The organism is Spiroplasma mirum ATCC 29335 (assembly GCF_000565195.1).
Classification (GTDB): Bacteria; Bacillota_I; Bacilli_A; order Mycoplasmatales; family Mycoplasmataceae; genus Spiroplasma; species Spiroplasma mirum.
The window spans coordinates 938,470-952,274 of the sequence record NZ_CP006720.1; the positions used below are offsets into that span (position 1 = coordinate 938,470).

At 29.7% G+C, this 13,805-nt stretch carries 13 protein-coding genes; 1 reads left to right on the forward strand and 12 read right to left on the reverse strand.

The genetic code is table 4. The features are described from left to right. Positions 1–5: 5 nt before the first annotated feature. From P344_RS06840 to tpiA, 9 genes are all read right to left on the reverse strand, one after another. Complete coding sequence (locus tag P344_RS06840) at positions 6–170, reverse strand: hypothetical protein (RefSeq protein ID WP_156028580.1); 165 nt, start codon at positions 168–170, stop codon at positions 6–8. Next, positions 171–1,061 (reverse strand): ATP-binding protein, encoded by an 891-nt coding sequence (locus tag P344_RS04800; RefSeq protein ID WP_025317740.1) that lies wholly within the window; start codon positions 1,059–1,061, stop codon positions 171–173. 18 nt (positions 1,062–1,079) lie between these two features. After that, positions 1,080–2,339 (reverse strand): DnaD domain protein, encoded by a 1,260-nt coding sequence (locus tag P344_RS04805; RefSeq protein ID WP_038677628.1) that lies wholly within the window; start codon positions 2,337–2,339, stop codon positions 1,080–1,082. Between the two features lie 224 nt (positions 2,340–2,563). After that, positions 2,564–3,262, reverse strand: coding sequence for a folate family ECF transporter S component (locus P344_RS04810; protein ID WP_025317742.1), 699 nt, complete (start codon positions 3,260–3,262; stop codon positions 2,564–2,566). Continuing rightward, a complete protein-coding gene (locus tag P344_RS04815) occupies positions 3,262–4,392 on the reverse strand; it encodes a bifunctional folylpolyglutamate synthase/dihydrofolate synthase (protein ID WP_025317743.1) in 1,131 nt (376 codons plus the stop codon). The genes P344_RS04810 and P344_RS04815 overlap by 1 nt, the downstream gene beginning before the upstream one ends. An 8-nt stretch (positions 4,393–4,400) precedes the next feature. After that, entirely contained in the window at positions 4,401–7,241 is a 2,841-nt protein-coding gene (uvrA, locus tag P344_RS04820; RefSeq protein ID WP_025317744.1) for an excinuclease ABC subunit UvrA, read from the reverse strand. A gap of 134 nt (positions 7,242–7,375) precedes the next feature. Continuing rightward, positions 7,376–7,699 (reverse strand): hypothetical protein, encoded by a 324-nt coding sequence (locus P344_RS04825; RefSeq protein WP_025317745.1) that lies wholly within the window; start codon positions 7,697–7,699, stop codon positions 7,376–7,378. A 55-nt stretch (positions 7,700–7,754) separates the two neighbouring features. Next, positions 7,755–8,207 carry a hypothetical protein gene (locus P344_RS04830; protein ID WP_025317746.1) on the reverse strand — a complete coding sequence of 151 codons (453 nt, stop codon included), beginning with the start codon at positions 8,205–8,207 and terminating at the stop codon, positions 7,755–7,757. A gap of 247 nt (positions 8,208–8,454) precedes the next feature. Further along, on the reverse strand, positions 8,455–9,192 hold the full coding sequence (gene tpiA, locus P344_RS04835) for a triose-phosphate isomerase (RefSeq protein ID WP_025317747.1): 738 nt from the start codon (positions 9,190–9,192) through the stop codon (positions 8,455–8,457). Positions 9,193–9,337: 145 nt separating this feature from the next. On the opposite strand from tpiA, the gene P344_RS04840 reads away from it, so the two are divergent. After that, on the forward strand, positions 9,338–9,697 hold the full coding sequence (locus P344_RS04840) for a rhodanese-like domain-containing protein (RefSeq protein WP_236681376.1): 360 nt from the start codon (positions 9,338–9,340) through the stop codon (positions 9,695–9,697). Here the strand turns inward: P344_RS04840 and whiA are convergent, their stop codons facing one another. The 3 genes from whiA to P344_RS04855 all read right to left on the reverse strand — a co-directional run bounded on the left by whiA (position 9,698) and on the right by P344_RS04855 (position 13,708). Then, positions 9,698–10,633 (reverse strand): DNA-binding protein WhiA, encoded by a 936-nt coding sequence (whiA, locus tag P344_RS04845; protein ID WP_025317749.1) that lies wholly within the window; start codon positions 10,631–10,633, stop codon positions 9,698–9,700. It lies immediately after the preceding gene. 30 nt (positions 10,634–10,663) lie between these two features. Next, the gene (gene secA / locus P344_RS04850) at positions 10,664–13,054 is read right to left on the reverse strand and encodes a preprotein translocase subunit SecA (protein ID WP_025317750.1); all 2,391 of its coding nucleotides are present in this window, start codon (positions 13,052–13,054) and stop codon (positions 10,664–10,666) included. Positions 13,055–13,351: 297 nt separating this feature from the next. Continuing rightward, positions 13,352–13,708 (reverse strand): hypothetical protein, encoded by a 357-nt coding sequence (locus tag P344_RS04855; protein ID WP_025317751.1) that lies wholly within the window; start codon positions 13,706–13,708, stop codon positions 13,352–13,354. Between the last annotated feature and the right edge of the window lie 97 nt (positions 13,709–13,805).

The window sequence follows — 13,805 nt, forward strand, 5'->3', positions numbered from 1 at the left end:
TCAGGTTAATAATTTTTGATTAAGTATTCTTGGCGATCACGGACAATAAACCTAATTCCGTGACCTTTTTCATGCCAATATTTTAGAATATCCAAGTATTTAATTTCACAAAACTGGTTATTTTGATTAAAACATTTTACTTGATATTTATTAAAATCATAAGTTAGCATTTATTCTTCCATGCCTCTTCTACTATTTCCCAATAATTCAATTTCACTAGCTAAACCCCGAATTCGATCAACAATCCGTAAGGCTTTAATTTGGTTCGTGGCACTATCATGTAAATCATTTTTAATATTACAATATAATAATATTAATTTTGTTAAGTTAAAGTTTGATGTGAAAAACACCGGCTTATTCTGACTAACCCGATCATTTAAAATTCGGAATAATAAATCATCGCGCACCCAAGCCGAGACGCTTTCACCACCAATGTCATCCAAAAATAAAACATCAGAGCTTAACAACTTTTCAACTAAAGAAGAATCATTGACAGATAAATTAAAGGATGCTTTAATTTTATTAATTAAATTAATAACCGAAATAAAAGCAATTTTTTTGCCATTATTAGCAAGCGTATTCGCTAAGCGAATTGCTAAATAAGTTTTGCCAACCCCTGGATTACCATAAATATATAATCCTTTTTTGCGGGTTCCTTTTACAAATTTAATCATTTGTTCAATAATTTTTTTTAAATTTTTAAAATTAAGATCCTGGTCAACATCGTTTAAACGTAATTTAAATAATTCATCACTAAAGTCATAAACTACATAGTTATTTTTAACCCGGTGGAGCTCATTATAAGCAATTCGGTGATTACATTCAACCCGGGTTAAAACTAGTATATTATTTTCATAAATAAAATAATATTTATAACCTTGAAAGGACTGGGGACAAAGCGCTAAATTAGGATTATATTCACAAAGATGGTAGTTATCAAGATATTCAACAAAAAAATCTTGAAACTGTTGCCAGTGTCTTTGGTCAAAGTTAATATCTTTTAAATTTTGAATTAATTCTGCATTTGCTTTAATTTTTGCTAATAATCCTGATTGTCCCATGATTCCCTAACCTAATTCCTATAAATTTTTTAATTCCTCAATTAATTGCTTCTCATCAATTTTTTCCCCCGAAAAATCTGGTTTTGATTGTTCATATAACTGTACATACTCTAAATTTTTAATCTCACTTGCTTTTAAGTCTTGGCTAAAACTACGGGTTGCTTGACTATTAGTTTTAATTGCATTTTTGGTTGTTTTTGCCCGTTGACTTTTAACATATGCTTCTTTCAGATGATCCATTGCTTTTTTAACCGTTATAATTTTTAACTGGTTAAAGGTATTTGCAATTTTTTCACAATAACTTCGTTCAATCCGTTTATTATTCTTAAATCAGACATATTCAATTAAACAATTAACAACTCCATTTTTTAATTGATAATTCAAAATTAAATCCCGAATAATATCAATTTCAATCGGTGTTGGTCGAACATTATCTCGTAATAATGTTAAATATTCAATTGGATCAATTGTGGCCATTTCCTTGATTTTAGCTTCTTTCATACTTGAAGGGTTAACAACATTTTCTTCATCAATAATTAAGTTTAACTGTTCACCGTTAATTTGTTTTTTCAAAGTTTCTTTTTGGTAAAAATCTGATAATAACATTTGGAATTTATGATAACTAAAAATTCTTGTTTTATTTTCAACACTGATTGCTTGATAAATAAAGTTAGCAATATCTTTTGTTAAAATATGATAATAATTTGCTAATTGGACAATCTTGTCCTTGTAAGGCAAATATAATTTACTATTGGCGTTTTTACCAGCTAAATACTTATCAATATAAATAAAATCAATGTTTAACAAAAGATTGGGATTTTGCAAGGCTGTTGATTCACTAGTAATATCAATATATTTATCATTTTTTAAAAACTTTTCCTTAATTAATAAGAAATTTTGATGTCCTAATTTATCCGATAAATAACTACATAACACCGGATTTGAAAAGAAAGCATCGGGGGTAATGGGAAGTTGTGGTTTTAAAATATAATAGGTTCCCTTTCCCCGTTTTAAAACTTTCAATAAGCCAATTATTTCCAATTGATGTTTTGATTTAATTAATTCATCATATGTCATTTGTAAGATTGCTAAGAAATGTTCTGAACCATACTTAGTGTTGATATCTAATTCAATGTCATCATATACTAACATTAAATATAGGGCATGAGCCTGGTGCCCAATAATTGGACGATACAAATATAATACAATTAAACGATCATAATTTGTTAAGTCGTAGTCTCGTTTTACTAAATACTTAACTTCTGATTCTATCTTCATACTCTTAAATTCTCCACTATTCTGTTAATTTCACTTATTTAATATTTTAATGACACATTTTATAAATTAATTCACAATCCATTCTAATCTTACAAATTAATTAAAAAAGTGTAAATATTAAATTAACAATTTTATTTTATTTGCGACTTATCCACATCTAAAAAGAGAATATTATGAGTATTTATGAGATATTTTTAAGTTTTACACATATCAACAATTTTTAACTATTGTTGATTTAACTTTTGTTTACGAAAATTAAAGTAGTTTAAATTAAGTTCACCTGTTCGAATTACCCACAAATCTAAGTTATGACGAAGCATAATTAGTTTGTACATTACCACAAATGATGATAAGGTAATTGGTAAGTAAATTACCATTTCAATTGGCATTTTAATTAATTTCGCTTGGAAAATTGGTCAGGCAATAATTTGGGTTCATCCAATTGCGTATAATCACAAGGTATTTAATCCAAATGAAATTAAACTAAAGGTTAGGATATATAAAATAACTGCTTTTCAATATCATCCTTTATTACTACGGAAAATAAACACTAAACTGCCCATAAAGCCATATAAAACAACATTAAAAGTAAATCCTAAATTGAAACTTCCCAAAATATTAATTAATGATCCAATTAAGTCCGCAGCAATTCCCGATAAAACCCCCATAAAAGGACCAAATAACATCCCAATCACAAAGATTAAAAAGTTACCTAGCGCTAATTTAATAACGCCAATCCCAGCAATTAAAATATTATACCCAATAAAATTAGTTAACACTGTTGATAGTGCTACTAACATACTACTTACGGTAATTACTAAAATATTAATTTTCCGAATATTTTTACGATCTAACCAGCTGGCAAGACCTAAAAAAATAGCAATTAAAACCCCCGCACCAAAACTTGTCAAAATATAAAACATTATTTTCACGTCCTTTCTAAATAAAAACTATAAACAAGCGGAACAAAATATAATGATCCACAGACCAAAATATTTTTATCCTGATTTTGAATAATAAATTTTTTTCAATTATAAACTTTATTGTTAAAATTAACATCTTTAAGATTTCACGCCAATGGATGCTTAAATGTTGTAATATATAATTTACTATTAAAGTGGTTTTTTAGTAATTTTAAATTTTCAAGATAATTTTTTTTACTAGAAGAAGCAAATAAAACCATCGTTTCTTTATCATTATCAATATCTAAAATATCAAACGTTTGAATTAAGGCGTTAATTCCTTCGGGATTGTGCGCTCCGTCAATAATAAAATAAGGATTTTTATTTAAAATGGTAAACCGTCCTAATAACGGAATAATTTTAAAAATTTCATAATTAATTGTTAAGTTTAAAAACTCCATAATTTTAATAACTAACCCAACATTATATTGTTGATAGTAATTAATTGCTTTCAAATATTTATCACTAATGATAATTTGTTCTTTATTAACATATTTACTAATAGTTTTTAAATATTTTTTACAACTATTAGAAATAATTAAGGGATTATTATTTTTAACAATTTTGACTTTATTAGCAATAATTTCTTCAATCGTGGTTCCTAATACTTCGGTATGGTCAAAACCGATTGATGTTAAAGCTACTAATAATTGGTTCGCAAAAACATTCGTAGCATCGTGGGCCCCGCCAATGCCTGCTTCAATAATTGCAATTTTAACATCTTTTTCAATAAAATAAAGAATCGCCATTAACGTTCAAATTTCAAAAAAAGTTAAGTGGTATGCTTGAACATCGGGGTGAATCTTTTTTAATAATCTTTTTAAATCATCATCACTAATATAATCATTATTAACTTTAATTCGTTCATTATGGTTTAAAAACGCGGGGGATGTGAAAAGGCCCACTTGCTCATAATCAGGAATTAGTTGCTTTTGTAAATAATTCGAAGTTGAACCTTTTCCATTGGTTCCGACCACATTAATTACCTTAATTTTATTTTGCATATTATCATATTTTTCAGCTAGTAATTTACTGAGCTGATATTCATCTTGAAACGGTTGTACTTTAACAATTTTCTTCTGTACTTTCATTTTCTCTCTTACTTCTCCAACATTTTTTTCAAATATTTCGCGGTATAACTAGCATCAGTTTTTTTGGCAACTTGTTCGGGCGTTCCGGTAGCAACAATTTTGCCACCACCAACCCCACCGTTTGGTCCTAAATCAATAATATAATCGGCAACTTTAATAACATCTAAATTATGTTCAATGGTAACAACCGTATCACCATTATCCACAATCCGGTTTAAAACTTTTAGTAATCTTTTTACATCATCAATATGTAAACCGGTGGTTGGTTCATCTAATAGAAATAATGTTTTCCCAGTTGCTCTTTTTAATAAGAAGGTTGATAATTTTACCCGTTGGGCTTCTCCACCGGATAATTCTGTTGCTGATTGACCTAATTTAATATACCCTAAACCGACTTCTTGCATGGTTGTTAATTTTTGTTTAATTTTTGGTTGCTTTTCAAAAAAGGCACATGCTTGGTCAACGGTCATTTCCAGCACGTCATAAATATTTTTTTCTTTATATTTTACCATTAAAGTTTCATCATTATAACGTTTTCCTTCACAAACTTCACACTGAACAAAAACTGTCGGTAAAAAATGCATTGAAATTTTAATAATACCATCCCCTTGGCAATTTTCACAACGACCACCGGGAACATTAAATGAAAATCGTCCTTTTAAATAACCACGGGCTTTGGCTTCCGGTGTTCCGGCAAATAAATCTCTAATATCATCAAAAACAGAAGTATAAGTGGCCGGGTTACTGCGAGGTGTTTTCCCAATTGGATCTTGGGAAATATTAATAACTTTATCAATATTATCAATTCCCACAATTTTATTATGAGCACCGGGACGTTCCGTTAAGTTACCAAGGTTCTTTTTAATTCCTTTTCATAAAATTTCATTCATTAAGGTTGATTTACCACTTCCCGAGACACCAGTTAAACAAATAAATTTATTTAAGGGGATTGTCACATTAATATTTTTTAAATTATTTTCCCGGGCTCCTTTAATTTCCAACGTTAGACCATTCCCACCGCGACGGGTTTTCGGAACTTCAATGGTTTCTTCTCCTTTTAAATATTTACCAGTAATTGATTCAGGATTAGCCATGATATCATCCACGGTTCCAATGGCGACTACTTCACCACCATTAATCCCGGCGGCTGGGCCAATATCAACAATATAGTCACTAGCCATGATAGTATCTTCATCATGTTCAACTACAATTAACGTGTTTCCTAAATCACGTAAACTTTTTAAAGTATCAATTAACATATCATTATCACGTTGGTGCAGACCGATGGAAGGCTCGTCCAAAACATATAAAACTCCTGTAAGCTGACTTCCAATTTGGGTTGCTAAACGAATTCGTTGGGCTTCTCCTCCAGATAAAGTTTGGGCGTTTCTTGACAATGTTAAATAACTAAGGCCAACACGGTTCAAGAAATCAAGACGGTTAACTAATTCATTAATAATTAGCCGGGCAATTTCTTGTTGTGTTTCGGTTAAGCTTACGTTTAAAACAAATTGTAGCTCATCTTCGACTGATAAATCGGTAAAATCAGCAATATTTAAATTATTAATTTTAACCGCTAAAGGTAGTTTATTTAACCGTTTGCCTTGACAAGTAGTACATTTTTTATCAGCCATAAATTGTTTATAGTACTCTCGGGCTGATTCACTAGTTGTTTCGGTATAACGGCGTTCAATTAACTGGCCAATTCCTTCAATATAATCATATCCCCGCATCGTGTTCCCACTGGCTGTGCGAATGTTATATTCAATTGGTTCATCACTACCGCGAATTAAATATTGCAATTGTTCTCGGGGTAAATTTTCAATTGGTTGGTCTAAAGGAATATTGTAGTGATTAGCTAATACTTTAAATTTTTGTCATTCAAGATTAGTTGTATTAACAATATTTTTTAAATAAACAATGCCCCCCTGTAAAATTGTTAAGCGGCGATTAGGAATTAATAACTCTTCATCAACTTCTAATTTAACTCCTAAACCTTTACATTCATAACAAGCACCCGTTGGGGAGTTAAATGAAAACAATCGCGGTTCTAACTCAGGAATAACAAAACCACAAATACTACATGAATAATTTGTTGAAAATAATAATTCTTTGTTTTGATCAAGCAAATAAATTTTAACTAACGAATCACCATATTTTAAAGCAATTTCAATTGCATCATGAATCCGACTAATCATATCTTCATTATCACGAAAAACAATCCGGTCAATAACAATGTCAATATTTTGACGTTTATTTTTATCTAATTCAATTTCATCATCTAAGGACTTAATTTCATCATTAACCTTTACACGTAAAAAGCTTTCTTGTTTTAATCGTAAAAAAAGATCTTTAAAACTTCCCTTTTTGTCACGCACAATTGGGGATAAAATCATTAATTTATCATCTGCTTTTACTTGTTGTTTTAAATTATTAATAATTTCTTTGATTGTCACTGATTTAATAATCCCGTGACCATTAATACAATAAGGGGTTCCTACCCGGGCATATAATAATCTTAAGTAATCATAAATTTCTGTCACAGTTCCCACGGTACTGCGGGGATTATGACTAGTTGTTTTTTGATCAATCGAAATGGCGGGTGATAGCCCTTCAATTGCATCAACATCGGGCTTTTCATTGCCTCCTAAAAACTGGCGCGCATAACTAGACAAACTTTCAATATATCTTCGTCGTCCTTCTGCATAAATCGTATTAAATGCTAAGGAAGATTTCCCACTTCCTGATAATCCAGTAAAAACAACTAATTTATTTTTGGGGATTTCAACATTAATGTTTTTTAAATTATTTTCCCGGGCCCCTTTAACAATTATTTTATCTTTGCTCATTTTTGATAGTTCTCCTCTTGTAAACTCATTCTATCTAATATTGTAATATAGAAAGTTAATTAAATAAATATTTTTTAAAAATAAAAATCCGAAAAGAAAAAAGAGTTATCAACTGAACACTCTTTTTTGTTATTTTATTTTAATTCTTTTTTCATTTCTGATACTTTGGTATCAATGTATTGACTATAACTACTTACCAGTTTTTCATCACCTTCTAAGTAAAATAGAATTTTCATGATTTTATCTTCTAAATCAGTTAGTTCTTCATCATCTTTATAAATTTCAATAAAATAAATTTCTACTAGTTGCTCAGCAATTTCTTCATTAGCAACTGATTGTTCATAATAGTTATTATAATTTGCTTCATTAAGAATTTCACCTAAAAATGAATCAAACAATTTCTCATCGTTCATTTTTAACTTAATTTCTTGTAATAATTGGATTAATTCTGGTTTCATTATATATCCCTCCGTATTTTTCTAAATATGATATATATTTAATTCTACTATACTTTTAGAAATTTGTCTTGTTTAATTGGTTATATCTTTCTAAATAGTTATCACAACTGGTAATTGTTGTTTCAAACTGGTTATTGAGTATCATAATTTTATCCTGGTAAATTTCTTTGTTCATGTTTAATGTTTTGATCAATTGTAAAACAATTAATTGTAAACGTAAAACCAACTCTGTAGAATCAAGCAACGTAATGGCATTAATTAATAGCTTTTGATATTTATAACCAACAACTGAATTATTTTCTGAACCAACTAACTTTGTTTTATTTTTAATAATTGTACGGTTTAAGTGTCCATATTCTTCATCAAAATAATACCGGGTAATAAATTCTTCAATTTCGCTTTCAAATTCTAAGGGGTCTTTTTCTTCGCGGCGATAAAAAACGCTTCTTTTATCCCCATTGGCATAACCTTTCCCCACTAAATTGGATAAATCTGTTGTTAAATTCAATATTATCTTCTAATTTTGCTTTTAGAACATACATCATTCTTAAAACATAACCTGCAAATTTACGTTTATTATCATAATTAAAATCATAATACTTTAAAATGCCCAAACAAATCATAATATTATTTTATAAGCCTAAAATTTTATAAGTATTATAAATATTAATTAATTCATCAATTAAAAATAATACTTTAATATAGTTTCCATTACTGTGACCACCTATACTATTTTAATTTTATTAATTAACTTATTATTTTACTAAACCTAAAAATGAACTTGGTTCTAAACTAGCACCACCAACTAAAGCACCATCAATGTCAGTTTGACTTAATAATTCTTTAATATTGTCTGGTTTAACACTACCCCCATATTGAATACGAATATCATTAGCAACGACATCATCATATAAACTAGCTATTTTATCACGAATTACACGACAAACATCTTGGGCAATTTGCGCAGTGGCAGTTTTCCCGGTTCCAATTGCTCAAATTGGTTCATAAGCAATAACAATTGTTTTAACATCTTCTTCATTAATACCTTCTAAGGCTTTTTCAATTTGACGAGTAACAACTTCATTTGTTTGTTTTTTTTCATATTGAGTTAAGGTTTCCCCACAACAAATAATTGGTACCATTCCCTTGGCTAATAGTTTTTTTGCTTTTTTATTAACAGTTTCATCAGTCTCGTTAAACATTTCACGACGTTCAGAGTGACCAATAATAACATGGGTAATGTTTAAATCTTGTAGCATTTCAACTGAGATTTCCCCGGTAAAGGCTCCTTGACTTTCAAAATGACAGTTTTGCGCAGCAATAATTAAATTTTTTGCGTTTTCCTTAGCAACCGCTAAACTAGTAAAGGGTACTCCCACTCCGGATTCCACCGTGATTCCGGCAACTTCTTTATCAACTTCTTGAATAAAATCAACAGTTTCTCTCACTGTTTTATGCATTTTTCAATTTCCAATAATAATTTGTTTTCTCATTGTTTACCATCTCTTTCTATATTATTTTTAAATAACATTTTAATTATATACTTTTAATATTATTAAAGTAAATAACTAAATTTATTATTCCCATTTTTGTTAATTCTAAATGCTATAATAATATTAATTAGAAATGGAGGATACAATGATGTTTTTTAGTTCTTTTCAAATGAAATATAATACTAAACAATTAAAAAAATTGCCCAAAATTATTATTTCCCCAAAATGATTAGTAGTTGATGTGCGGCCAAAAGAAGATTGAAAAGAAAGTCACGTTGTTAATAGCATCAATGTTCCCCATCATTTATTTAAATTACTTTATCATAAAAAAATTGATAAAAATAAAAAAATCTTGTTTATTTCACAAGGGGGGCGTAGTCACTTAGATTTATATAAATTATTACGAAAACATAATTTTAAAGTTTATATTCTGGACGGGGGATGAAAAAAATTACATGAAACTCCTGAGTATGATGAGTATCTTACTTATTCTCCCATTGATTAATTATTTTAAATTTTCATAATATATTTTTTTAATTTCCCGAAATAAATGGTTTACTCCTGATTTTGATAATTCTAAATTATATTTATCATATAAAAGATCAGATAATTCTTGTAAAGATGATTCCGGATTAGCAAGGCGTTGATAAGCTAATTTTTTGGTATTTTCGTTGAGTTCATCAAAAAGATCATGATCAACTAAATAGTTAATCATCATAACTTGTTCAATACCTGCCTTTGTTGATTTTTGCTGATTAGAAATTTCAATATTATTTAGGCGATTAATGCTATTGGTCATATCACGCGAAATTCTTGTGTCTTCAAACGTTAACACACTATTAATTGCATCAATTAACTTTAAAAAATCAGAAACCAAAAAAGATTTCTTAATATAACAAACATATTTATCATGGCGTTTAGTAATTTTAAATAAAAAACGGTATTTACTTAATAACTTTTTAAAATATAACACCGATGGTTCTTCGCTAAACTGAACTTCTAAATGGTAGTTACTAGTATTCGGTGAATTAACACTTCCACAAGCAACAAAGATTCCGGCAATATAAGCCCGGTGGCAATGTTCTTCTCAATCATCAGGAATTTCAATAATTTTTTGGTGGTGGGCAAAATCATAAACATGTAATGCTTCTAAAATATAACGAGAATTCTTTTTAATTTTTAAAATAAATGTTTTATGTTTTTTTAATTTATTAGATTGCACTATAATTGTTTCAATTTCCGCATCAAAAGAATGACGAAAAAAAGTATATATTGCACGGATTACGGGGTTGCTAATTGAACTAACTTCAAAATTAAAATAATGGTCACTAATATTTAATTTCATATTATATTTAGTGAAACCTCCCAGAAAAGCTTTCTGGCAGCAAGGCGCAAATGATTTTTTAACAACTTCCTCTTTAACACTTAGAGCAAAACTCATTTTCACCACCCCTTTACAATAATCTTGGTTCTAACCTTTTTGTTTAAATTCGCGAACTTCTTGTTCTGAGTCATTTAACGGCTCAACTTGTGCTTGATTTTCTACTCTGCGAATAACAACATTTGCTAACTTAATAACCACATCATGGGCAATTGTTAATTGCATATGTTCAAATAATTTAGCCGCTTCTTCAACATAAGCATGTAATGGGTTAGTTTGGGCATAACTACGTAAATAAATTCCGCTTCTTAGTTTTGAAGCTTGGTCAATATGTTGGGTTCAATATTCATCAAAAGCCATAATAATTACCCCCCGTTCAATTTGGATCATCACATCAGCGGGAACATCTTCTGTTCTTTTTAAATAAAACTCATACATTTTTTCACTAATTAGTTTAGCAACTTCTTGGCGGTTTAATTTTTCTAAATCCGCTTTTGTAATTGAATTTTCAACAACAACCTTCCCATTAATTCCTTTAATTAAATCATCATAGCGGATAAACCACTCACCATGTGATTCATTAGCAAACATTCTGGTTAAATCATAAGCAGCCGAATACTGCATTTTTTTTATGATGGGTTTTAAATCACTAGCAGTTAAAATTTGATTTCTTCGTACATACATGGCTTCCCGGTGTTGGGCTAAAACATTATCATAATCTAAAATATTTTTTCGTTGATCAAAGTTCATTCCCTCTACTTTTTTTTGGGCATTTGAAATCGCTTTTGTTAACATTCGTGATTGAATAAAATCACTACCTAAACGCCCAAAAATTTTTCTTAACCGTTCACCACCAAAACGTAACATTAATTCATCATCCATCGCAACATAAAATCTCGAAAAACCAGGGTCACCTTGCCGACCTGAACGACCGCGTAACTGGTTATCAATTCGGCGGGCTTCATTTCGTTCAATACCAAAAACAGCTAATCCGCCTAACTCTACAACACCATCACCAAGTTTAATATCGGTTCCCCGTCCGGCCATATTGGTAGCTAAGGTAATGGCCCCTTTGACACCAGCCTTAGCAATAATGTCCGCTTCGCGCTCATGGTTTTTAGCATTTAACATTTCAAATTTTAAATTAGCATTTCTTAAATAGTGCGAAACAATTTCAGAAGATTCCACAGAAGTTGTCCCAATTAAAATTGGTTGACCTTTTTCATGCAACGTTAAAATTTCTGCCATTAAAGCTTTCATTTTAACATCGCGATTGGCAAACATATAATCTGGCTCATCTTTCCGAATTACTGGTTTATTAGTTGGAATCTGAACAACCCGCATATTATAAATTTTAATAAATTCTTCTTCTTCTGTTTTTGCGGTCCCTGTCATCCCACTTAATTTATTATATAATCGGAAAAAGTTTTGGTAAGTAATGGTTGCCATTGTTACAGTTTCTTGTTCAATATTAACATTTTCTTTTGCTTGAATCGCCTGGTGTAACCCATCACTATATGCTCTTCCGGGCATTAACCGTCCCGTAAATTGATCAACTAACACAATTTCACCATTCTGAACAACATATTCTACGCCATTTTTAAAGACAAAATTAGCTTTTAACGCATTTAAAATTAAATGGTATAATTCAGTATTTTGAATATCAAATAACGAATTAATTGAAAACATTTTTTCTGCTTTTGTAATTCCCTCGGGCGTTAAATAAACTTGTTTAGTTTCTAAATCAATTTCAACATCATCATCTTTTTTTAAAGATTTAGCAAATTGATTAGCTGCCATATATTGGGGAGTGCAATTTTTTCTTCCTCCCGAAATAATTAATGGGGTACGTGATTCATCAATTAAAATAGAGTCAGCTTCATCAATAATTGCAAAATTTAGGCCCCGTTGAACTTTATCACCATATTCTTTCACCATATTATCACGTAAATAATCAAATCCTAATTCGGCATTGGTTGTATAAGTAACATCACAACTATAGGCAGCTCGTTTTTCACTCTTGTTACCACTTCGTAAGTTTAACCCAACGGTTAAACCTAAGAAATTTAAAACTTGTCCATTAATTTCCGAGTCCCGTTTTGATAAGTACTCATTAACAGTAATAACATGAACTCCTTTGCCCTCTAAAGCATTTAAGTAGGTTGGCATTAACGCCGTTAAGGTTTTCCCTTCCCCGGTTTTCATTTCACCAACATCTCCCTCGTGTAAAACAATTCCACCAATTAATTGTACTCGATACGCATGTAACCCTAAAATTCGGCGGGCTGCTTCCCGAGCAACTGCAAAAGCTTCAATTAATAAATCATCTAATGTTTCATCTTCTGATAATCTTTTTTTAAACTCTGCTGTTTTTGCTTGTAATTGTTCATCTGACAATGCTTGCATCGCACTATCCATTGCGATAATTCGATCCGCTTTTTTACCATGTTTTTTGACAATTCTTTTATCACTTGCCGCCATTGTATTTCTCCTTTTTCCTTTTTAAATAAAACATTCATATTTATTCTATCATAATTTTTCCAGACCATTAGAATTAATATGCTTATCATTAAGAAATCAGTAGTACATTGTCAGTAAATAAAAAGCAAAGAGTAATTTCTTTGCTGATTAATAACTATCTTGTGGCATTTAAATATAAATAATTTCAAAAGAAAGTTATTTGATTATTATAAATTGTTTTAATTGTAAAATGGCTAATATTAAAAGCAACATTTTTAACCTTAATTTGTTTTTTTAAACCTTTAAAAACATCTTGGATTAATGGGTGTTTTCAGGGAAAAACAATTTTTGGGAATTTATTGTGACATATAAATCTTTTTGGGTGGGAAACGGAATAATGTCATTAATTTTATCTTCTTGTACATTAATTCCTAACAGACGTGTCATAAAATCTAACATCTTATCATTGTCATGCAAAGAAATTATTTCACTAAAGTTTAATGAAACAAAAATTTGGTTCATTGGATCATAACGTAATTCACGAAAACCATCATTAATAGCAACAATTTCATCATTAATTTTGGTTAATGATTGTGGGTTGTGACAACTAACGAGCACTCCACTTGGTCCAGTAATAATACTTGCTAACGCAAAAAATGAAAGCATTTTTTTCATAAGTTTCCTCCTTATCTAATTAAATTTTTAATAATTAATTAAGAAAGAATGCTCTCATTTTATTTATAAAATTTCTAAAATAAATTTTAGTAATTTT